Raw genomic sequence first — 21,039 nt, forward strand, 5'->3', positions numbered from 1 at the left:
ACAGTCTGCGCTGGCGGGTGGGCGCGGTTGATCCGGAATTTTCCCTGTTTTTGCTAAGCGAGTGACCGTGGAGTGTTTGCTGGAGCGACAGGCGGCGCTGGCCGAGCTGACCGGGCTGGCGCGCGCCGTGCGTCGCGGCTCGGGCCGGGTGGCGTTGGTACGCGGGGAGACCGGAGTCGGCAAGACGGCACTGATCAACCGCTTCAAGGCTGCGCTGGACGGCTCGGAACGGCTGCTGGTGGGCTGGTGCGATCCGCTGGCGGCGCCGCGCCCGTTGGGCCCACTGCTCGACTCGCTGGCCGGATTCGAGCCGGCGGCGGCCGGCGGTCTGGTCACGGCGATCGAATCCGGCGACACCGGCGCGCTGTATCGGCGGCTTCTGGCGATATTGCGCGACGGGCAGCGCTGGGTGTGGGTTATCGAGGACGCGCATTGGGCCGATGGGTCGACGTTGGATCTGATCCGCTTCCTTGCCCGGCGCATCGCGTCGCTGCCGCTGCTGCTGGTGATTTCCTATCGCGACGAGGAGATTGACCGGCAGCTGTCGGTGGCGCTGGGGGATGTGGCGACCTGCGCCGCGGTCAGCCGCGTCCCGTTGGAGCCTCTGAGCCGCGACGCGGTGGCGGTGCTGGCCGCCGGCAGCGGCTTCAATGCCGACCAGCTACACCGCCTCACCGGAGGAAACCCGTTCTACGTCACCGAGGTGTTGGCCTGCGGCGTCGACGCGCTGGATGGGAGCGTCCTGCCGAGCAGCGTCTCTGAGGCGGTGTGGGGCAGGCTGGTTCTGCTGTCGGGCGCGGCGCGTGAGACCGCACAAGCGGTCGCGGTCTGTGGACCGCGCGCCGACGCGGCGCTGGTGCAAGAGGTGTGCCCGGGCGTCGGCGCGGCGCTGGACGAATGCCTGGACGCGGGAGTGCTGGTCGCGGATGGGCAGGCGATCGGGTTTCGCCACGAGCTGGCGCGGCTGGCCACGCTCTCTCGCATCCCCGACCACCGACGCCGGCTGCTGCACAAGCGCGCGCTCGTCGCGTTGGCCGAACCACCCATCGACCCGAACGTGTTGCCGGCGCTGGTTTTTCACGCCGACCAAGTCGGCGATGGCGACGCGGTGACCCGTCACGGCCCGACGGCGGCGGAGCGGGCCGCGGCGCTGGGCGCGCACGCCGAGGCCGCCGAGCTCTACGGCTTGACGCTGCGCCATCGCGGCACCGCCCCTCCCGAGCAGGATGCGCAGTGGCTGGAGCGCCACGCGTTCGAAAGCTACCTGTGCGGGCAGGCGGCGGCGTCGATGTCGTCGTGGCGCGCGGCCATCGAAGTCCGCCACCAACTCGGTCATCGACTCGAAGAGGGCGACGACCTGCGCTGGCTGTCGCATCTGCTGGAGCCGCTCGGACGGACCGCCGAAGCCATCGAGGCGGGCCGCGCATCGCTTCGGCTACTCGATGGTCTCGGCCCCTCGCAGCAGCTGGCCTGGTCGCTGATCAACATGGCGCACTCCTGCACCGTGGTGAGCTACGACCTAACAGCCGCCGCCGAATATGCCGAGCGCGCACTGACTCTCGGCGTCGAACTGGACGACCCCGCCGTCGTCATCCGGGCGCGCGGCTATCAGGCGATGGCCCGGGTATTCCGCGGCGACACCGGCTGGGAAGACTTCGAGGAGGTCTGGCGCGACGCGCTGGGCGAGCCGGTCCTGACCGAACATGCTGCGGTGTTGGGCGTCCTCATATCTTCGGCCGCCGCGCTGCGACGCGAGCTTGCCCGCGCCGAGAAGTACCTCACCCGTGCGGCGGCGTTCTGCGACGACCACGACCTGGTCATGTTCCAGGCGCTGATTACCGGAGCGGAGGCGCTGACCAGGTTGCACCAAGGCCGTTGGGCCGAGGCCGCGCTACTCGCCGAGCAAGTCCTGACCCGCACGGATCTGAGCCCGCAGCACCGAATCCTGCCGCTCGTTGTGCTTGCGCTGACCCGTGCGCGCCGCGGCGAGCGGCCGGGGGACCTGCTCGATGAAGCCCTGGAGTCCACCGCGGGCAATGTGTTAGGGCTGCAGGTTTGGGCGGCGCGCGCGGAGGCGGCGTGGTTGGCCGGCGACGACGACACCGCGCTCGCCGAGGCCCGGGCGGGGTTGGCGGCCCGCCCCACCGAAGCCGATGCCTGGTTGGTCGAACCCCTGCGCCGGTGGATGTGCCTGGCCGGCGGTGAACCTGACGACGACTGGCAAGCAGTCGGGGCGGCGTGGACAGGCCGCAACTGCCCCTACGACGCGGCGATCGCTGCGCTGAGCGGCGACATCGCCGCGGTGGAATCGGCGCTCGCGACGTTTCGCCGCCTCGGTGCGCGCGCCTCGGCCCGTCGCGCGCAGGAGCGCCTGGCGGCGTTGCGCGGTCCCACCCGTCGCGGCCCCGGCGCCAAGACGCTTGCCGACCCCAACGGGTTGACACGCCGCGAACGCCAAATACTCGAGCTACTTGCCGCCGGGAAAAGCGACGCCCAGATCGCCGCCGCGCTGCACATCAGCCCCAAAACCGCCGGCGGCCATGTGAGTTCGATCCTCGTCAAACTCGGCGTCGCCAACCGCACGCAAGCCGCTACACGCGCCCGGCATGCCAGCGACGCCTGACCGCGCCGTCTAGACGGTTGGGTCGAAAGGCCGCGTCCGGCCTGCGGAGGTACCCCGTCTTAACCATGCTGGCCGGACGCGGTCGTCTGACTTGCGGCCGCGGCGTTAGCTTCGGTGAGCGTGGCAGCGATGTCCCGTAAATCCCTTGCCGCCGTTGACAACATGTCCGGCGCCGCAACCACGAACGACATCGCTGGCCTCCGATCCGAGCCCGAAAACGAAGGATCTCAGTGTAGGGCCGGCGTGTTCGATTCGCGCTTCGCGGAAACGGATTGGGGATCAAAGTCCTCAGCGGCGGTGACGTGCTAAGAGTTCTGACCGGAGCTGCCGTAGCTAAACAGGGAATAAGCGCCACCGCCGGATCCCCCGGTGCCGACCGCGCCGCCGTTGCCGCCGCTGTTCAAGTAGACGTTGCTGGTGGCGCCGGCACCGCCCGCCCCGCCCGAGGCACCGTTGCTCCCGTTGGAGCCTTGGCCGTCGAGGCTGGGGGTACCGGCGATGGATCCGCCCCCGCCACCGCCGCCGACCACGCTGCCGGTGCCGACGCCGCCGATACCTCCGAAGTACCCCGTGTTCGCGCCGTTAGCGTCGCCGCCATCACCACCGACGCCGGCGATGGCGCCCACACCGCCGGCGCCGCCGCCGCCACCGCCGCCACCGGAGATCACTGAATCGAATGAGCTCCCGGCGGCGCCGCCACCGCCGCCTCCGCCGCCGGCGCCCCCGAGACCGCCTGTGCCGCTCACCGCACCGCTCGCACCGGCGCCACCACGGCCGCCTTCGCCTCCATGGGCGACCGCCGCGCCTGTGCCCGTGGTGTTGCCCAACCCGCCGTCGCCGCCATTGCCGCCGAGACCGCCTTGACCGCCCGCGCCGCCGGTACCGATGCCGGTGCCGGCGTTGCCGCCGGCGCCGCCGGCTCCGCCACCGCCACCGCCCCCGCCGTTGACTAAGTTGTGCGAGGTCACGGGGGTGAAGTTGTCGCCGCCCTGCCCGCCAGCCCCGCCGACGCCGCCCTGGCCGCCGTCGCCATTGCTGCCGCCGTTCGGGGTGCCGCCGCCAACGCCACCGGCCCCGCCCCGGCCGCCGTTACCGCCGTGACCACCGACGCTGAAGTTTGCGCCGGAACCTACTGCGCCGCTGTCACCTTGACCACCCGAGCCGCCGGTGCCTCCGGTGCCGCCGTGGCCGCCCTGGCCGGCGAGGCCGCTCCCGCTGCCGGCGGCCCCGGCGTCGCCGCCGACTCCGCCCTGTCCGCCAGTGCCGCCGTTGAGGCCGCTGCCGGTGCCGCTGGTGTAGCTGTAACCGGTGCCGCCCTGGCCGCCACGGCCCCCGTCGCCGCCGGTGCCGTTCGTGCCTGCGGGACCGGCGCTGCCGCCCTGGCCGCCGGCCCCTCCGGCGCCGCCGTTGAAGCCGGTGGCACCTTGGGTCACCGCCGCGGTGCCGGCGCTACCGGCCCCGCCGGTTCCCCCCGTGCCGCCCACACCGCCCGGCGCATCGGCACCCCGAAGCCCGAACAGGCCGCCCGATCCACCGGGACCGCCTGCGCCCGGACTACCGCCTGTCCCGCCGGTGCCGCCGGCGTGACCGTCGCCGCCAAGGACCGAGGTGGTGCCGCCGCCACCGGCGCCGCCCATCCCGCCGTCACCCCCTACCCCGCCGGCTCCGCCGTTGCTGAAGAGTGCCGAACTCGACCCGCCGGCCCCGCCGTTACCGCCAACCCCGCCGGCAAAACCGGTTTGACCGGATCCGCCGATGATGGGATTGCCCGAGGCGCCGACATCCCCGGTGCCGCCCGTACCCCCGGCCCCGCCCGGGCCGGCCGCCCAGCCCAGCAGCGCGCCGTTGGCGCCACCGAGACCACCGTTACCGCCGTGGCCACCCGCGATGCCCAGGCCCGCCCCGGAACCGCCGGTCCCGCCGACGCCGCCGGCCCCGCCGCCTCCGCCCAGCAACCCGCCGACGCCACCGGTGCCGCCTACCCCGCCGACCGCGCCGGCGCCACCGGTCCCACCTGTTCCGCCCACGCCGCCGGTGCCGAACAGGCCCGCGGGCCCGCCGGCACCACCGGGGCCGCCGGCCACGCCTGTCCCGCTGCCGGCCACCCCCGACCCGCCGTTTCCGCCGTTGCCCCAGAGGATGCCGCCAGGCCCGCCGGGCTGCCCGGTTCCCGGCGCACCGTCGGCGCCGTTACCGATCAACGGACGCCCCAGCAGCGCCTCGGTGGGCGTGTTGATCACGCCGAGGACGTCGTCCTCCAGGGTCTGCAACGGCGACGCGTTGGCGGCCTCGGTCAGGGCATACGCGCCCGCGCCGCCGGTCAATGTCTGCACGAACTGCTGATGGAACGACGCCGCCTGAGCGCTGAGCGCTTGAAAGGTCTGACCGTGACCGCTGAACAGGGCCGCGATTGCGCCCGAGACCTCGTCGGCCCCCGCCGCCAGCACCCCGGTCGTCGAGCCGGCCGCCGCCGCGTGGGCTTCGTTGAGCGCCGCCCCGATGCTTTCCAAATCCGTTGCCGCAGAGGTCAATACCTCCGGCGCCGCCACCACAAACGACATTTCTTCCCTCCGCCCACAGCTGTATTCGGCGCGTCCGGGCGGCGTCACGGCGACGGGGAGCCGCAGCGTGGGGGTGTCGCGGTTGGTGTGGCCGTGCCGGCCGCCCGGAGCGCTCGCCGTTGAGTGTGCGGAATCGGGCGGCCCCGGGATATCGGGAATTTTCCCTATTTTTGGGTGCGGACGGCGGTCAGACGGTCCGCTGGGCTCCCGCGGCCGCGAGCGTCTCGAACTCCTCGTCGGTCAAGGTGATCTCGGCGGCGGCGACGTTCTCCTCCAGGTGCGCGACGCTGGACGTGCCCGGGATCGGCAGCATCACCGGCGAGCGCTTCAGCAGCCAGGCCAGCGCCAGCTGCGACGGGCTCGCGTCGTGCTCGACGGCGATGCGCTGCAGCGGGCCGTCGGGCGCGGCGAGCGGCCCGGCGGCCAGCGGGAACCACGGGATGAAGCCGATGCCCTGGCTGGTCGCGGCGTCCAGCAGCGGCTCGGCGCCGCGGGAGGCCAGGTTGTACATGTTCTGCACCGACACGATCTCGGTGATTTGCTGGGCGGCGGTGAGCTGGTCGACGTCGATCTCGGACAGGCCGATGTGGCGGATCTTGCCCTCGTTCTTCAGCGTGAGCAGCTCGCCCACCTGGTCGGCCAGCGGAAAGTTTGGGTCGATGCGGTGCAGCTGGAACAGATCGATGGTCTCCACGTCGAGGCGGCGCAGGCTCATCTCGCATTCCTGGCGCAGGTAGCTCGGGTTGCCCAGCGGCACCCACACGTCGGGGCCGGTGCGCAGCAGCCCCGCCTTGGTGGCGATCACCAGGCCGTCGTAAGGGTGCAGCGCGTCGTGGATGATCTCCTCGGATACGTAGGGCCCGTAGGAGTCCGCGGTGTCGATGAAGTTCACCCCGAGCTCGACGGCGCGGCGCAACACCCGCACGCACTCATCGCGGTCGGCGGGCGGCCCCCACACGCCCTTGCCGGTCAGGCGCATGGCGCCGAAACCGAGCCGGTTGACGGTCAGGTCGCCGCCGAGGGTGAACGTTCCGGATGCTTGGGCAACTGTCTCAGTGGTCACCTCTACGACCGTACGCTGAACCCGTGGACCTACAAGCGCTCGAAGAACTTCCACTCACGTACAAAGAGATAGGCGCCACGGCGGACGGCGAGCTGCCCGACGGCTACGACCACCAGCACAACGAGCGTCAAATCGGTACCGGCCGAACGCGTTTCGAGCAGGCCGGCGACGCGGTCATGCGCTGGGGCATGCAACGCGGATCCGGCCTGCGCGTGCAGGCCAGCACCGAGGTCGCCGAGGTCGACGCCGTCTTGGTGGTCCGGCTGGGTTTTCTGCCCGCGCCGTGCAGGGTCGTCTACGTCGTCGACGAGCCCGACATCCGCGGGTTCGCCTACGGCACGCTGCCGGGCCACCCGGAGTCGGGCGAGGAGCGCTTCGTCGTGCGCCGCGACCCGGCCACCGACGCGGTATACGCGGAGGTGTCGGCGTTCTCCCGACCCGCCGCCTGGTGGAGCAAGGCCGGCGGACCGGTCGTCAGGGCGGCCCAGCGCGTGATCGCCCGGCGCTACCTGCGCGCGGTCTGATCCCGCCGCCGAGCGTCACGCTAGCGTGGCTGCGACCGTCGAGCGTCACGCCAGCGTGACGCCCGAGCGTCGCGCTAACGCCCCCACGCGGTGAGCAGCTTCTCCGCACCCGCGCACATCTGCGCGATGACCTCGCCCACCGTCGCGTCGTCGCGGATCATCCCGACGCCCTCGCCGGCATCGACGGGCGCGACGCGGCGATCGTCGGCGGCGACGGCCGCGGCCAGTTCGTCGCACGCCGACACATCGAGTGCGTCCTCGTGGCCCGTCCAGCGCGCGACGAAGTCGTTGGCCAACACGCGTGAGGGAAACTTCGCCGGCCAGGGCAACCCCCGGGCGACGTCGAATGCCCGGGTGACGGCCGTGTCGGTAGCCCGGGCGGCGATCAGCGCGCGCCGGCTGCCGTCACCGGTGAGCGCCTCCGGGCACGCCGCGAGCCGGGTGCCCACCCACGCCCCGCTCGCACCGGCCGCCAGCACCGCGGCCAGGCTGCGCGCCGAGGCGACGCCACCGCCCGCGAGGACGGGCACCGTGACGGCATCCAACACGTCGTCGAGCAACGGCAGCGTGGCGAGTTTGACCTCGCCGTGCCCGCCGCCCTCGGACCCCCGCGCGACCAGGATGTCGACGCCGGCGTCGACGGCCCGGCGGGCGCCCAACCCGTCGTAAACCTGTGTGACGGTGGGGATTCCGAAGTCGTGTGCCTTGGCGACCCACGACCAGTCGGTGCCGAAACTGACCGACAACAGGGCGGGCCCGGCGGCCAGCGCGTCCTCGAGCAGCCCCTGCTGGGTCCGAATCACCCAGTCCACCAAGCCAATTCCGAATCTCCCGCGAACGTGCGGCAACTGGGCTTGCAGCGCTTCCCGGCTGCCGTCGCTGCCCATGCCGACCATGCCCAGCCCACCGGCCGTGGTGACCGCGGCGGCCAACCGGCCACCGGCGACCCCACCCATCGGGGCGTTGACGATCGGCACCCGCAGCCCGAAACTCCTTGACCAGGGCGTGGATAGCATCCGGTTAGTGCGCCCCGGGCTGGCTCTTCAGCACGGTCAGCATAACCACCGAATCCTCGACGGCGTGCAGGGCGTGCCGCTCCGCCGGGATCGCGACGTAGTCGCCGGCCTTGCCTTCCCAGGCGTCGCCGCCGGTCGTCAGGCGGACGTGGCCCTGCAACACCTGCAGCGTCGCCTCGCCGGGGCTGTCGTGTTCCGAAAGGTCGTGGTCGGCAAGCAGGGCGAGCACGGTCTGCCGAAGCTCGTGGGTGTGACCGCCGTGGATGGTGTGCGCGGCGCGTCCGCTGTGCGACCGCCCTGCCTCGGCCAGCTTTTCGGAGGCCAGGCCAGTCAACGAGATGGATTCCATAGTCGTCTCCTTCGGTCGTGCAAGCCCGCAATCAGGCGGTCAATAGCAGTATCCCCGCCACCAGCAGGGCCACGGCCTTGACCGCCTCCAGGCCGATGTAGCCGTAGTGGGCGCGGGACCGCGGACCTTCCGATCCGGCGAGCACCGCATCTGAGCGGCGGGTCAGCGCCGGGCGCACCGCGATCAACTGGATCGCCAGGGCGGCGACGGCGACGGCGAACGCCGCGGTGATCCGCGCGGGCGTCGGGCCCGACACCACGATCGCGACGATGACGAGCGCGAAGGCGACCTCGACGGTGTTGAGCGCGCGAAAGACTAGGCGCCCGATGCCGAGGCCGATCTGCAGCGTCACGTTGGGCGCGTGGAACTTCAGCGGGGCTTCGAGGAACGAGATGGCCAGCACCATGCCGAGCCAGACGAAGGTGATGGCGACGGCGACCGCGGATCCGGTGCTCACCGGGCCGGGCCGGCCGGCGAGACGTGGGCCAGGCACAGATCCGGTTCGACGAACGCGTCGAGGCGATCGACCGAAACCGGCGCCCCCCACGCCTCCAGGGCTCCCTGCATCAGGCCGAGATGGATGGGGCACACGACCGCGCCACGGGTTTCGGCCAGTTCCAGGAATGGGCAGTGCCGCAGGCCCACCAGTTGCTCGCCGTCGGACGTCCGGCGCTCCGGGGCGAAGCCGAGGTCGTCGAGGACCCCGACCAGCCGGTCGAGGGCTTCGTCGGCGCCCCGGGCCTTCGGCGCCTTGGCGCGTGATTCCAGGTTCCGTCCCCAGGCCCGGCCCGCGGCAACCGCCTTTGCGCGCGGATTCCGCTCGGCGGCCAGCGCCTCGGTCAGAACTTCGGCCAGCATGCGGTAGTGGCGCGTCCCGCCGCGATCCATCTGCCGCACCGCCTGGAACATCAGCGGCGGGCGCCCGGGGCCCTTGCGGTCGTGCTCCACCTGCTCCACCTGGCTGGCCGCGAGCAGGCTGTCGAGGTGGAAGCGCACGGTATTCGGGTGCACGCCAAGCTGTTCGGCGATCGCAACGATGCTCAGCGGATCGGGCGACGACCGCAATAGCCGCAGCACCTCGCGGCGGCGGCGTCCGGTGTTTTCTCCCACTGACGTAATGCCGCTCACGCTCCTTTGGTCTCGTCGGCCCTGGGCTGGGCGGCGACCAGCGATGTGTCGACATCGCGGGCCCCATTATCGGCCAGGTCGGGGGCGAGCCGCGCGGGCAGGTCGCCCGTCACCCGCCCGAGTTTACACAATAATTCTTGTGAAAACGGTTTGGTGACAAACGCCCCTGCTGAAGCACACCCGCCCCCGATACGGTCAGCGTGAACGGCCACGCCGACGAATCGAGGACTGGGATGTCATCGCAGAACGCACGTTTGGGAATCGTCGTCGGAATCGACGACTCGCCGGCAGCCAGGGCGGCGGTGCAGTGGGCGGCGCGCGACGCCGAGCTGCGCAACGTTCCGCTGACCCTCGTGCACGCCGTTTCCCCCGAGGTCACGACGTGGCTGAGGACGCCCGTGCCCGCCGGCGTGCTGCGCTGGCAGCAGGAGCACGGCCGCCGGCTGGTCGACGAGGCGCTCAAGGTGGTCGAAGCGTCCTCGCGGCGCGGCGGCCCGGCCGCCATCAATACCGAAATCCTTTCCTCGGGAGCGGTTCCCACGCTGATCGACTTGTCCAAGGAGGCGGACCTGCTGGTTACGGGGGCGCAGGGCAGCGGCCGCTGGCCCGGCCGGCTGCTGGGCTCGGTCAGCTCGGCGCTGCTGCGTCACGCGCACTGCCCGGTCGCGATCATCCACGAGGACCCGAGGACGCCGGGCGCCGGCCAGGGCCCGGTGTTGCTCGGCATCGACGGCTCACCGGCATCCGAGCCTGCCACCGCGATCGCCTTCGACGAGGCCTCCCGCCGTGACGCGGACTTGACGGCCCTGCACGCGTGGAGCGATCTCGACCGATCGGAGTGGCCCGAAATTGATTGGCCCGCAACGCAATCGGCGGCCGAAGAGGTATTGGCCGAGCGGTTGGCGGGCTGGCAGGAGCAGTACCCCGACGTGAGGGTGACCCGTGCCGTCGTGCAGGCGCAGCCGGCGCGCCAGCTCGTCGCGCAGTCCGCGGGGGCGCAGCTGGTGGTGGTCGGCAGCCGGGGCCGCGGCGGTTTCGCCGGAATGCTGGTGGGATCCGTCGGGGAAGCCGTCGCCCAGATGGCGCGGGCGCCGGTGATCGTGGCGCGGGACGCCCTGGCTTAGTTGCCGGGACCGTGGTTCCCCACGAGGTGCGCGTTCTCGGCGCGGAACCGCAGCCGCCCTTCCACCACCGAGCGCGCGACGTCGGTGAGCGGCTTGTAGTGCTGGTAGGCATACGCGCGCATCCGCACCAACGCCTGCAGCGGTGAAACGGCGAGTTGTTCGGAAAGCAGTCCGGCGGCTTGGTGAATCTCGGCGTGCCAGAGAACCGGACCGGGGCCGTTGGCGTGCTGCGCTTCCGGTGGCGGAATGCCACATTCGGCGTCGACCACCAGCAGCAGCGCGGTGTCGGCATAGATCAACGCGTCCATCAACCGGCCCTGGTCGAGGTGGCCCGTGGTGTCGCCGAAGAGGTCGAGCACCCCAACCTCGATGGCGCCCAACGCCAGCGGAAGGCTGTACATCGCCCGTATCCCGAGCCGACCCGCTTCCGCCGCGAAGGTCGGCCAGCGGCGGCTGCTATGCGGCGCGGCCAGATCGCTTACGAGGATCGGCCTGCCGCGCGCCAGCGCATCGATCCCCGGCCCCTGTCCCAGGGTCACCTGCAACTCTTCGGCCTCGCCGGCTCGCGAATCCGTGACATACGCGGGCTTTAACGTCCAGTTGTCGCTCGTCAGAATCAGACCGGCGGCGCTGGCACCGACCGCCTCTACGCAAGCCAGACACGCGTGTCCGGAAGACATCGGGGATCCGTCGCGCGCGGCGAGCGACGCGATCGATGCCCAAACCCGGGAAGTACGGTCACCGTTCAAGCCCCAGATCATTCCCGTCGCGATCACCGGCCGATAAGAGCCAAACGTCACTTCTTGGGCGCCGGCGCTAGCGGACCACGAGCACCGAGCTTTCGGGATGGTGGAAAAGCGGGTGCCCGTGCGGCCCGACCAGCCGCGCCAACTGGCCGGCCTCGGCGCCGCTGATGACCGCGAGCAGGACTCGCTCGTCGTGGGAGGCCAGGAAACCGGCGATGGCTTCCCTGGTGGTGATCGGGTAGACGCGCACCTCGGGGTGACGCTGGCGCCAGTCCTGCACCCGGTGTTGGAACCGGCAGTCGGCGTGGTCGGTGAGGTCCTCCGGTCGTCCACCCAGGACGAGCATGGGCGCCCGACGCAATTTCGCCTCTCCCACGGCGTGTTTCACGACGACATCGTTGTCGGGCGCGTCGGTCATCCGGACCACGATCCAGTTGATGTCCGGCGGTGGCTGGTCGACATCCGTACGCAGGATCGCAACCGGGCAGTGCGCCTTCTCGGCAAGTTCGGTTGCCGTCGAACCCAGGATGGAGCGGGCGTAGCGCCCGATTCCAGTGGACCCGACGCAGATCATCTCGGCATCGGAGGACGCCTCGACCAGCAGCGCGCCGGCCGACCCGCGACCGATTTCGGTTTCGACGGCGACGGGTTTTCCGCTGGCCTCGATCGCCGATCGGGCCGCCCGAAGCGACTTCTCGGCATGGGTGAGGTCACGGGCGTAGTCGCCCGGGGATAGATGCGTCGGCTTCATGACCGCGACGAGGCGCAGCGGCACGTGGCGGCTGATGGCCTCGTCGACGCCCCACAGCGCGGCCGCGATCGCCGCCGGCGAGCCGTCGATCCCCACGATGATCGGTTTCACAATGCTCCCAACACCTTTCGGCCGCTAGACGGGAGACGTCACGGCCGGCCCACGGTGGGCGAGCCGGTAGACGTCCATCAGCCGGGTGAGGTCGCTCGGCGTGACGATGCCGACCACCTCGCCGCCGTCGAGCACCAGGGCGCGGCTGCGAGGACCGGTCGGCGCCATCCGCTCGAGCAGCGCGGTCAGCGGCTCCCGCGGCCCGGCGGTGGGCACCGCGTCCAGCGGCAGCGCGATGTCGGCCACCCGGGTGCTGCCCCGCGCGTCCGGCGCGACGTCGCGCAGCTGGGTCAGCGTTACCAGTCCCACGATCGATCCGTCCGGATCGGCGACGGGGTACGCCGAATGACGGTCGCCCAGGACGTAGCGCTGGATGAAATCCTCGACCGTGAGCCAGGCGGGCGCGGTGTGCGGGTGCGCGGTCATCGCGTCGGAGACGCTCACCCCGGCGAAGAGCTGCCGCGTCGTAATCCGGGCCTCTTCCTCGCGACTCGCGGCGAAGATGAACCAGCCGATGAAGGCCAGCCAGACGCCGCCGACCACGCCCCCCGCGACGAATTCGGCCAGGCCCAAACCGATCAGGACGAACGCGACCGCCCGTCCCGCATGCGCCGCGCCGATGCCGGCGCGCACGATGTCGCCATGGCGCCGCCACAGGTAGGCGCGCAGCACGCGGCCGCCGTCGAGCGGTGCGCCGGGCAACAGGTTGAACAGGCCCAGCAGCAGGTTGATGCCGGCCAGCCACGAGGCGACGCCGACGACGACGGGCGCGGCATGCAGGGCGCGCAGCGCCGCGACCAGCCCGCCGAATGCCGCCGCCAAGGCCAGGCTGGTGGTCGGGCCCGCGATCGCGATCCGGAAGGCCGCCTTGGGCGTCTTCGCCTCACCGCCGAGGTTGGTCACCCCGCCGAACAGCCACAGCGTGACGCTCTCCACGGCCACCCCGGCCCGGCGGGCGACCACGGCATGCGCGAGCTCGTGGGCCAACAGCGATGCCAGCAGCACCAGCGCGCCGCACGCTCCGGCGAGCCAATAGACCGGGGCCGAATACCCCTTGGCGGTGCCGGGCAGCGTGCTCGCCAGGCTCCAGGTGAACAGCCACAGGATGACCAGCACGCTCCAGTTCACGTTCACCGGAAACCCGGCGACCCTGCCCAGCGGGATCGCGTCGCGCATCTACACCCTCCAAAGTCGCGGGCGGACAGATTGTTTCAGCGCCCGGCTCCTGCCGGCGCCGTCATGAGCGGCCGTTCGACCCGGTGCTTGATGCGGAGCAACAAACCCCGGGTGCCCAGCGCGAGCACCGGTCTGGCCAATTCCATGGCGAACACTTCGCCGGGATGGCGCAGGGCCAGCCGGGCGCGGGTCAGCAGCCGCACCCGGTCTTCCCAGTGCGGCTGGATGTGGAAGGACCACACCGCATTCCAGCGCAGGTCTTCCCGCGTGGCATTGAGCACGATGTACCTCTCGGGCACGATCTCGGCGACGGTGAACGTCACCCCGTCGGGCAGCCCCGGCCAGCCGTCGGGGGCCAGGCGCAAGACGTCCCCTGCCGCAAGGTGTTTCGCCGACGGCGCCGAATCGGGCTCGCGCCGGCCATCGGCCAGCCGCATTAGCGCGGGCCACACCGCCGCCACCGGCGCGTCGATGTACACCGCCTCGGTGGTCTGGATCGCCGGGTCGGCCACCAACGCGTCACCGGGCAGCAGCATCCGGCACTCCGCCTTGGTGGCGCCCCAATCGCGGTAATAGCGTCGCGCGCCGTACAGCATCGCGAGCAGCGCCGCCGTCTCAGTGATCCGCCTGGTCGCGTTGCCCATGGCGCCAGTGTGGGCGGGCGGTCGAACCGCCCGCCAGGGTCGATGGTCCCCGCGGCAGTGCCGATGTGCCCTCGTCGCCGGCTCGGGACTTTGGGCCCTATCCGGTATCGGCGCGTGACGAAATAATGACTTCGTCTGACGTAACTTGGCTGCGGCGGTTGCGGCTGAACAAAGGAGACTGACGGTTATGGGTGGTAGCCCGCCGTTGTTATTGTCCGATTCCGACGTTGACGCCCTCGCGGGTGAATTCTTGCGCTCGCGCTACCTGGGTCCCATCTATGCCGACTGGTCGCCCGACCGGCGCCTGGACACGTTCCTGCGGCGGCGCGGTCTGCCCCGCGTGGCCGACGACGGTGATCTCGCGAAGACCGTGCTGGATCGCATCATGGCCCGCGTGAGCGGCGGGGCGCGCGGCTAGCCGCTGCGCGCACCCACGGCGGCTTCGAGCTCGGCCAGGCACTCCTCGGTGAGCGGGATCAGCTTCTCGATGTCGGGCACCACATCGGCACCGGCGGCGTAACCGAATCCGATGCGGTCGGCGTAAGAACACGTCGTCACATTAAGCGCCATCCCGTCGTAGACGGTGGACACCGGATAGATCTCCTCCAGACGCGCGCCGTTCCAATACATTTCGCTGCGCGGGCCGGGCACGTGCGAGATGGGCAGGTTGTATCCGGTCCGCAGCTTCGGCGTGAACGGCAGCAGCGGGAAAATCACCGTCGCGGCGATGCTTCCCGCGGCGGTCAGCAGCGATGCCGCCGATCCGCGCTTGGCCACCCACTGCTTTCCTTCCGACATCGATCGGTGGATCAGGTCCAGCCGCGCGGCGGGATCGTCCACGTCGGTGCCCAACGGGCACAGCCACAGACCGAACATGTTGCCGTGCTGGTCATTTCCCTCGTCACGCTCGCGAGCGCGCACCGTGATCGGGCACGCCGCCACCAGTGACCGCTCCGGCAGCTCGCCACGCTCGAGCATCCAGCGGCGCACCGCGCCGGCCACCAGCGCGGTCACCACGTCGTTGCCGGTGACCCCGGCTGCCCGCTGCACCGCCTGGATGCGCTCTCTCGGCCAGCTGGCGGCCGCGACGGCACGTTCGTGTCCGAGGTGGCCGTTGAACCGCGTGTAGGGCGCCCCGAAAGGCAGCACGGTCGTGTGGCCGACCAGGCTGTCGAGCACGGTCGACAGCTCGCCCGTGGCGGACCGCCCGATCAGCCCGACGCTGGACGTCGCCGCGCCGAGCAGCGATCGCAGCGGCGCGACGAGACGCCACGCCAGCCCGCCCCGTTCCGACTGCGGCGCCGCGGGACGGCGGTCGGCGTAGAACGGCGGCATCGACCGGCACTGCGGGTCCGGGCTCAGCGCGTCGGCGATCATCCGGAAGCCGGCCACGCCGTCGATGACGGCGTGGTGGACCTTGATGTAGAACGCGAATCGGCCGCCGTCGAGGCCGTCGATCAGATACGACATCCACATCGGTCGGGAGCGGTCGAGGCGCTCCGCGTCCAGTTCGCCGATGAGCCGCCAGAACTCGTCCCGGCCCCCGGACACGGTGTGGCGCCGGCAATGGTGGCTGACGTCGACGTCACGCATGTCCCGCCACACCCACACGCCGCCGGTGTCCACGCCGCTGTGCGGGTACCTGCGCAGCCTCGGGTCGATCGGATGGCCGCCCGCGAGCGCGTCGCGATACAGCTCGTCGACGAAGTCCGGGCCGGCGTCCTCCGGCGGCGACAGGATCAGCGCCGCACCGACATGCATCGGGCTGGCCACCAGCTCCGCGGCCATCATCGCCACGTCAAGCGGATCCATGGGAGCCATCTCGGCCGCCTAGGCGGGGCGGTCGCGCTGGGTCGACGGCGCGTCGAGGAGCCCCGATTGCCGCAGCGCGTCCCACACGAATTTCTGTACCGGCCGCGACCGGAAGAATCCGGTGTGACCGCCTGGGTACCAGACGATTTCGGGTTTACCCCAATGCTCCCAGAGGCGGACCACCTGCTCGCGCGGGTGCACAACCCGGTCGGCGACACCGGCATAGATGAAGCGGCCCGGCATCGGCACCAGCGGTTCGAGCGACAGCGGCGACGTCATCCGGCCGAGGGGTTCGGCCAACTCCATCGTGCGCCGGCGCGGGTCGCCTTTGCTCAGGCCGGAGTGGCGCCCCAGCAGCTGCACCAGGTCGGCCACCGGGACGCCGAGGATGGCGCAGGTGAGGCCCTTTTCGAGGCTGGCGACCAGCGACGCGATGTAGCCGCCGAGCGAAAGGCTGTTCAACCCGATCAGCGAGTCGGGCTCCTGCAACCGGATCCAGGACAACAGCCTGCGGATGTCCCACACGGCGTGACCCGTCGCATGCACGTCGTCAAGGATGTCCTCGCCGGGGAACACCACGCCCTTCGGCAGCCCGCGGGCCCGTGGGCCGTGCATCGGCAGCACCGGCATGACGACGTTGAGACCGAGTTCGTCGTGCAGCTTCCAGGCTCGGAATAACGCGAGATCCAATGGGGCCCGGCCCATCTCGGTTCCGTGCACGCACACCAGCCAGGGTCGCGGTTCGGGATGACGCAGCAACAGCGCGTACTCGCGCCTGTTCGCGGTGTAGCCCATCCACCGTTGGCCGCCCGGCTCGCCGGGCCGAGGCAGGTATCCGCTGTCGAAAGACAGGCGATACAGGGTGCGTTTGCGCCCCTTGACCTGTTGGACGGTGACGTCCGAAAGCGGCGGCGGCGCACCGAAGAATCTCTTCGGGTGATCGAGCCATCCGCGCTCGCCGTAGAAGTTCAGCGCCGCGACCACTTCCCGGCTGATGCGGTCGAACGCCCGGGGTTCGCTCACCGGCCGTCGCGCCTTCAGGCCTAGCAGGACCACCTCGTCGCGAAAAGCCTGCAGCGCCAGCGCCAGGGTGGGGCGCGCGATCGGCAGCCCGCCCTCCTCCTTGTCGAGGTAGTCGCGCCACGATTCGGTGAGGTAGAGGCCGGTGTGCATGAACGGGCGGACGGCGTTGCCCAGCCCGCCGATCAGGGGCGGATTCCAGCGCGGATCACCCGGTCGCTGACCGTCGTCGCCGGCGGCTTCTGACATGGCGGCACGCTAACACCCGCCCGAATCGGCGCGTTAGGGACTTACGGCCCGGTCGCGGTCGCGGAAGTCCCGGGATGACCCGGGTGAGGACTTTAGCCACTCGTCGGGTTGACCCGCCGGCCGTAACGTCAGGGCGTCGGCAGCATGCCGAAGCGCCGAGTTCAAGGAGCTTGAAATGGCAAAGGCATCGGAAAAGAAACCGAAAAAATCCGAGCCCCGCTGGGCGGAATTGTCCGACGAGGTGCTCGAGTCGGTCGAGGCCGGCCGTAAGCAGGCGATCGAGGCCGTCCGCAAGTTCGTCGACGAGGTGGGACCCGTGTTGCCCGAGCAGTCCCGACGCAAAGCAGTCGTCGACGCGGCCCTCAACCTGGCCGACGACTTGGTGGCCGCGCGGATGGAGTTCTTCCGCAGCGTGGTGCGTAGCGCCGGCGAGGCGATGAGCAAATAGCCTTCGCCCGCGGCGATCACGAGGCGGCCGGCGAGCCCGCGACGCGCTCGCGCAGGTGCGCGGCGAAGGCCGCGGCCCGGTCGAGGTCGTGGTCGTTGGGGCGTCCGCGGTTGATGCCGCCGATGAATCCGAACGGCCCCATGGTGTCGAACCCGCGGCAGGAGAACGCATCGAGTACCTCGAAGCCCTTGGCCGCCAACTGGTTTCGAACCGGCTTGTTGTAGTCCAGCAACGGGATCTCGCTCGCGCCGCTGGTGAAGAACGTGAAGGCGCGCGATCCGCGAACGCGCGGCAGTCGGCGGATCAACGCCCGCAGCCTGGCGTCCACGCTCATGTAGTAGATGCCGGACCCGAAGCCGACGAGGTCGTATTCGCAGAGCTTCTCGGGGTCCACCGATTCGGGTTCGACGACCTCGGCGCCAAGGACCTCTGCCATCCGATCGGCAACCCGACGGGTGTTGCCGTGCGACTTCGAAACGCAGACGATAAGCGACTTCATGGCTCAATGCTGCGCGTAGGGCACCGCGGCGGGTAAGGGACTTTCTCCCCTATCCCCCGCCGAAGAGCCGCAGAACAGTGAGGTTTTTAAGCCCGTCACCAATGGATCGAAGACATGACAGCAACACTCGCCGCACTGGAAAAGCCCGACCTCTCCAAGATCGAGAACCGGGCGCCGTCGGTGGCACGGATGTTCGTCGAGCGCGTCGCCGCCACTCCGGACACCGAAGCGTTCCGGTATCCGCAGAACGGCGGCTGGGAGCGTGTGACCTGGCGGCAGGTCGGCGAGCGGGTGCAGCGCATCGCCGCCGGCCTGATCGCCTTGGGCATCCAGCCGGAGGACCGGGTGGCGCTGGCATCGGCGACGCGATACGAGTGGGTGCTCGTCGATTTCGGCGTCTTGTGCGCCGGCGCCGCGACGACGACGGTGTACCCGACGACCATCGCCGCCGACGTCGCCTACATCGTGGCCAACTCGGGAAGCCGGGTGGTGGTCGCCGAAAACCAGGCGCAGGTCGACAAACTCGTCGAGCACCGCGCCGAGCTGCCCGACGTGACCCAGGTGGTGATCGTCGACGGCAACGGCGACGGCGACTGGGTCATCACCCTGGGCGAGCTCGAACAGCGCGGCAAGCAACTTCTCGCCGACTCGCCCCACGCGGTCGAGGAGCGGGTCGCCGCCGTCGGGCCGGACCAGCTGGCCAGCCTCATCTACACCTCCGGAACCACCGGGCGGCCGAAGGGGGTGCGGCTGACCCACGGCGCCTGGACCTACACCGCCGCGGCCATCGACTCGCTGGGCGTGCTCGGCCCCGACGACCTCAACTTCCTGTGGCTGCCCTTGGCGCACTCGTTCGGCAAGGTGATGCTGGCGCTCCCGCTGTTGATCGGCTTCCCGACCGCGATAGACGGGCGCGTCGAGAAGATCGTCGACAACCTGGCGGTGCTGCACCCGACCGTCATGGGCGCCGCGCCGCGGATCTTCGAGAAGGCACACGCCCGCATCGAGCAGATGATCGCCGAGGAGGGCGGCCTGAAGAAGCGGATCTTCGACTGGTCGATCCGGGTGGGCCTGAAGGTGTCCGCGGCCAGGCAGGCCGGCGAAAAGCCTTCGCTGGCGGCGTCGCTCGCCTACCGGGTGGCGGACCGGCTGGTGTTCTCCACGATCCGGGAGCGCTTCGGCGGGCGGGTGCGGTTCTTCGTCTCCGCCGCCGCCGCGCTGGACCGCAACGTCGCGCAGTGGTTCGACGCCGTCGGCATCACCGTGCTCGAGGGCTATGGGCTCACCGAGACCTCCGCCGCGTCATTCATCAACCGCCCCAACGCTTATCGCTTCGGGACGGTCGGCTGGCCGTTCCCCGCCACCGAGGTGAATATCGCCGACGACGGCGAGATCATGCTGCGGGGCCCGGGGGTGATGACGTCGTATCACGATCTGCCCGAGGCCACCGCCGAGGCACTGGACGAAGACGGCTGGTTCCGCACCGGCGACATCGGCGAGATCGACGCCGACGGCTACCTGCGCATCACCGACCGCAAGAAGGACATGTTCAAGACGTCGCAGGGCAAGTACGTGGCGCCGGCGGCCATCGAGGTGCGATTCAAGGGCCTCTGCCCGTACGCGGGTGAGCTGCTGGTCATCGGGGAGGCCAAGCCCTACTGCGTGGCGCTGGTCAGCCTCGACGGCGAGGCGATCACGGACTGGGCCGAAAAGCATGGCATGGCCGGCAAGTCCTTCGCCGAGATCGCCCGCGACGAGCGCACCCGGGAACTGATCGCCGGATACATCGACCAGCTCAACGCGGAGCTGAATCGCTGGGAGCAGATCAAGAAATTCACGATCCTGGACCGCGAACTGTCCATCGAATCCGGCGACCTGACGCCCAGCATGAAGCTGCGCCGCAAGGTGGTCGTCGGCAAGGCCGCGGACGACATCTCGGCTCTCTACGGATAGCGCCGCGCTGCCCTTCTCCGGTCGCGCGTCAGCGGTGTAGACCCGTGACGCGTTCGTGGGTGCTGGCCTGGATATCGGTTGAGGTCAAGGCCAACAGCTGATTCGACAGATCGGACAGCGCGCGGGCGATCGCCAGTTCGTCGCCGATCTGGGCGACCGGCCGGTCGGCGGGATCCAGCCGCGCCAGACCCACGCCGACGAACTTCCTGCCCGCCCAGGCCAGCCGCGCCTTGGCGCGAGTGCGCTCTTCGTGCTCCTCGACCACCAGGTCGATTTGGCAGGTCTTGGTGCCGTCAGCGTTGCCGGTCATCGCCAGTCTCCTTGTCTTGCCGGGTATTAGCCCACCTCGATGCGACCACCGGCGGATGCCGCGAAGTAGGGGCGAAAGTCACCACTGCGCGCATTCGCGGTCAGGCGAACACCTCTCGGAGGGTGGCGGTCTGCAGGTTGCGGCTGTGGATGAGGTCCAGCAGTTGGCCGTAGCAGTGCGTGATGGTGGGCAGGTTGGCGTGCATCAGCACGATCTGCCCCGGCTGGAACGACTTCGTCGCGCGCGCCACCAGGCTGGCCTCGTTCTCCGGCGCGGAGTCGCCGACGTCGCCGCTCCACAGGGTGATCGAGGTGTAGCCCTGGTCGGCGGCCACCCGGTCGACGTCGGCGTTGTGCGCCCCGAAAGGCGGCCGGAAAAACGGTGTGCCGTCCGTACCGTAGGTGTTCCGAAGGAAGTCGGCGTTGCGCCTGATCTGGTCGTCGACGGCGGTGAGCGCCATGCGATTGAGGTTGGGGTGCGACCACGTGTGGTTGGCCATTTGAACCTGACCGGAATCCAGCAGGGGCCGAAGCGCCGCGGCATTGTCCGACCAGGACGGATTGGCCCCGTTGACGAAAAAGGTGAGTCGGGTTCCGCTGTCCCGGGCGAATTGCGCGAACGCGGCCACCACCGGGCTGCTGGCACCGTCGTCGACGGTGAGCACGATGCGGGTGTCCTCGCCGGGCGCCCGGGTGAGCACCCCCGCGGCGGCCACCGGAGGGCGCGTCATGGCGGCCAGCACGCCTCCGGCGATGGCGCACAGCAGCGCACGCCGATCGATGTAGGGCATGCAGCCAGTGGTACCCCGCGGGGATCGGCGCAATCACGGCACGGGCGTGAAACAGTTTTCGACGGGCTGCCGACCATTCAGCAAATTGGTCGATAAAAAAACCGTCGATATTAATCGACAATATTGTTGGTTGTAATCAACA

At 70.4% G+C, this 21,039-nt stretch carries 21 protein-coding genes and 1 pseudogene; 6 read left to right on the plus strand and 16 right to left on the minus strand.

The annotated features are described in order from the left end of the window. Nucleotides 1-61: 61 nt before the first annotated feature. Entirely contained in the window at nt 62-2,623 is a 2,562-nt protein-coding gene (locus AWB92_RS31180; protein ID WP_277622334.1) for a LuxR family transcriptional regulator, read from the plus strand. Nucleotides 2,624-2,700: 77 nt separating this feature from the next. On the opposite strand, the pseudogene AWB92_RS25220 reads toward AWB92_RS31180, so the two are convergent. From AWB92_RS25220 to AWB92_RS25240, 3 genes and pseudogenes are all read right to left on the minus strand, one after another. Beyond that, nucleotides 2,701-2,814 (minus strand): annotated as a pseudogene (locus AWB92_RS25220) (PE domain-containing protein); the annotation flags it as partial. A 114-nt stretch (nt 2,815-2,928) separates the two neighbouring features. Then, on the minus strand, nt 2,929-5,184 hold the full coding sequence (locus tag AWB92_RS31185; RefSeq protein WP_173817489.1) for a PE family protein: 2,256 nt from the start codon (nt 5,182-5,184) through the stop codon (nt 2,929-2,931). A gap of 187 nt (nt 5,185-5,371) precedes the next feature. After that, complete coding sequence (locus AWB92_RS25240; RefSeq protein ID WP_085190547.1) at nt 5,372-6,247, minus strand: aldo/keto reductase; 876 nt, start codon at nt 6,245-6,247, stop codon at nt 5,372-5,374. Nucleotides 6,248-6,270: 23 nt separating this feature from the next. On the opposite strand from AWB92_RS25240, the gene AWB92_RS25245 reads away from it, so the two are divergent. After that, nucleotides 6,271-6,771, plus strand: coding sequence for a DUF1990 domain-containing protein (locus AWB92_RS25245; RefSeq protein ID WP_085190549.1), 501 nt, complete (start codon nt 6,271-6,273; stop codon nt 6,769-6,771). Nucleotides 6,772-6,845: 74 nt separating this feature from the next. Here AWB92_RS25245 and AWB92_RS25250 read toward each other — a convergent pair whose 3' ends face one another. Genes AWB92_RS25250 through AWB92_RS25265 form a run of 4 tightly spaced genes read right to left on the minus strand, consistent with a single transcriptional unit; the run spans nt 6,846 to nt 9,264 of the window. Continuing rightward, a complete protein-coding gene (locus AWB92_RS25250; RefSeq protein ID WP_085190551.1) occupies nt 6,846-7,787 on the minus strand; it encodes a nitronate monooxygenase in 942 nt (313 codons plus the stop codon). Nucleotides 7,788-7,791: 4 nt separating this feature from the next. After that, a complete protein-coding gene (locus tag AWB92_RS25255; RefSeq protein ID WP_068183082.1) occupies nt 7,792-8,136 on the minus strand; it encodes a cupin domain-containing protein in 345 nt (114 codons plus the stop codon). A 31-nt stretch (nt 8,137-8,167) separates the two neighbouring features. Continuing rightward, nucleotides 8,168-8,593, minus strand: a complete 426-nt coding sequence (locus AWB92_RS25260; protein WP_085190553.1) for a hypothetical protein — start codon at nt 8,591-8,593, stop codon at nt 8,168-8,170. After that, on the minus strand, nt 8,590-9,264 hold the full coding sequence (locus AWB92_RS25265; protein WP_241523572.1) for a helix-turn-helix domain-containing protein: 675 nt from the start codon (nt 9,262-9,264) through the stop codon (nt 8,590-8,592). The genes AWB92_RS25260 and AWB92_RS25265 overlap by 4 nt, the downstream gene beginning before the upstream one ends. A 233-nt stretch (nt 9,265-9,497) precedes the next feature. On the opposite strand from AWB92_RS25265, the gene AWB92_RS25270 reads away from it, so the two are divergent. Next, complete coding sequence (locus AWB92_RS25270; protein WP_085190557.1) at nt 9,498-10,388, plus strand: universal stress protein; 891 nt, start codon at nt 9,498-9,500, stop codon at nt 10,386-10,388. Here the strand turns inward: AWB92_RS25270 and AWB92_RS25275 are convergent. From AWB92_RS25275 to AWB92_RS25290, 4 genes are all read right to left on the minus strand, one after another. Further along, nucleotides 10,385-11,068: a GAF and ANTAR domain-containing protein gene (locus tag AWB92_RS25275; RefSeq protein ID WP_142282307.1), complete on the minus strand. Its 684-nt coding sequence runs from the start codon at nt 11,066-11,068 to the stop codon at nt 10,385-10,387. The two genes, AWB92_RS25270 and AWB92_RS25275, sit on opposite strands and share 4 nt — an antisense overlap. Before the next feature lie 136 nt (nt 11,069-11,204). Continuing rightward, a complete protein-coding gene (locus tag AWB92_RS25280; protein WP_085190561.1) occupies nt 11,205-11,996 on the minus strand; it encodes a universal stress protein in 792 nt (263 codons plus the stop codon). Between the two features lie 24 nt (nt 11,997-12,020). Next, complete coding sequence (locus AWB92_RS25285; RefSeq protein ID WP_085190564.1) at nt 12,021-13,172, minus strand: site-2 protease family protein; 1,152 nt, start codon at nt 13,170-13,172, stop codon at nt 12,021-12,023. A gap of 35 nt (nt 13,173-13,207) precedes the next feature. Next, on the minus strand, nt 13,208-13,816 hold the full coding sequence (locus AWB92_RS25290; RefSeq protein WP_085190566.1) for an SRPBCC family protein: 609 nt from the start codon (nt 13,814-13,816) through the stop codon (nt 13,208-13,210). Nucleotides 13,817-14,003: 187 nt separating this feature from the next. Here AWB92_RS25290 and AWB92_RS25295 point away from each other — a divergent pair, with 187 nt between their 5' ends. Beyond that, nucleotides 14,004-14,234 carry a hypothetical protein gene (locus AWB92_RS25295; protein WP_068101635.1) on the plus strand — a complete coding sequence of 77 codons (231 nt, stop codon included), beginning with the start codon at nt 14,004-14,006 and terminating at the stop codon, nt 14,232-14,234. Here the strand turns inward: AWB92_RS25295 and AWB92_RS25300 are convergent. Beyond that, nucleotides 14,231-15,637: a wax ester/triacylglycerol synthase family O-acyltransferase gene (locus AWB92_RS25300; RefSeq protein WP_085190568.1), complete on the minus strand. Its 1,407-nt coding sequence runs from the start codon at nt 15,635-15,637 to the stop codon at nt 14,231-14,233. The genes AWB92_RS25295 and AWB92_RS25300 overlap by 4 nt on opposite strands. Before the next feature lie 9 nt (nt 15,638-15,646). Further along, complete coding sequence (locus AWB92_RS25305) at nt 15,647-16,897, minus strand: hypothetical protein (RefSeq protein WP_085190570.1); 1,251 nt, start codon at nt 16,895-16,897, stop codon at nt 15,647-15,649. Nucleotides 16,898-17,072: 175 nt separating this feature from the next. Here AWB92_RS25305 and AWB92_RS25310 point away from each other — a divergent pair, with 175 nt between their 5' ends. Then, nucleotides 17,073-17,345: a hypothetical protein gene (locus AWB92_RS25310; protein ID WP_068183114.1), complete on the plus strand. Its 273-nt coding sequence runs from the start codon at nt 17,073-17,075 to the stop codon at nt 17,343-17,345. Nucleotides 17,346-17,361: 16 nt separating this feature from the next. Here AWB92_RS25310 and AWB92_RS25315 read toward each other — a convergent pair whose 3' ends face one another. Further along, nucleotides 17,362-17,844, minus strand: a complete 483-nt coding sequence (locus AWB92_RS25315) for a flavodoxin family protein (RefSeq protein WP_085190572.1) — start codon at nt 17,842-17,844, stop codon at nt 17,362-17,364. A gap of 114 nt (nt 17,845-17,958) precedes the next feature. Between AWB92_RS25315 and AWB92_RS25320 the strand changes: the two genes are divergently transcribed. After that, nucleotides 17,959-19,797, plus strand: coding sequence for a long-chain fatty acid--CoA ligase (locus tag AWB92_RS25320; RefSeq protein ID WP_085190574.1), 1,839 nt, complete (start codon nt 17,959-17,961; stop codon nt 19,795-19,797). Between the two features lie 28 nt (nt 19,798-19,825). Here AWB92_RS25320 and AWB92_RS25325 read toward each other — a convergent pair whose 3' ends face one another. Together AWB92_RS25325 and AWB92_RS25330 are read right to left on the minus strand one after the other, a co-directional pair. Continuing rightward, nucleotides 19,826-20,107, minus strand: coding sequence for a DUF1876 domain-containing protein (locus AWB92_RS25325; protein WP_085190576.1), 282 nt, complete (start codon nt 20,105-20,107; stop codon nt 19,826-19,828). Between the two features lie 100 nt (nt 20,108-20,207). Continuing rightward, the gene (locus AWB92_RS25330) at nt 20,208-20,897 is read right to left on the minus strand and encodes a polysaccharide deacetylase family protein (protein ID WP_085190578.1); all 690 of its coding nucleotides are present in this window, start codon (nt 20,895-20,897) and stop codon (nt 20,208-20,210) included. Between the last annotated feature and the right edge of the window lie 142 nt (nt 20,898-21,039).

Source organism: Mycobacterium sp. IEC1808 (assembly GCF_002101935.1).
Taxonomy (GTDB): Bacteria; Actinomycetota; Actinomycetes; order Mycobacteriales; family Mycobacteriaceae; genus Mycobacterium.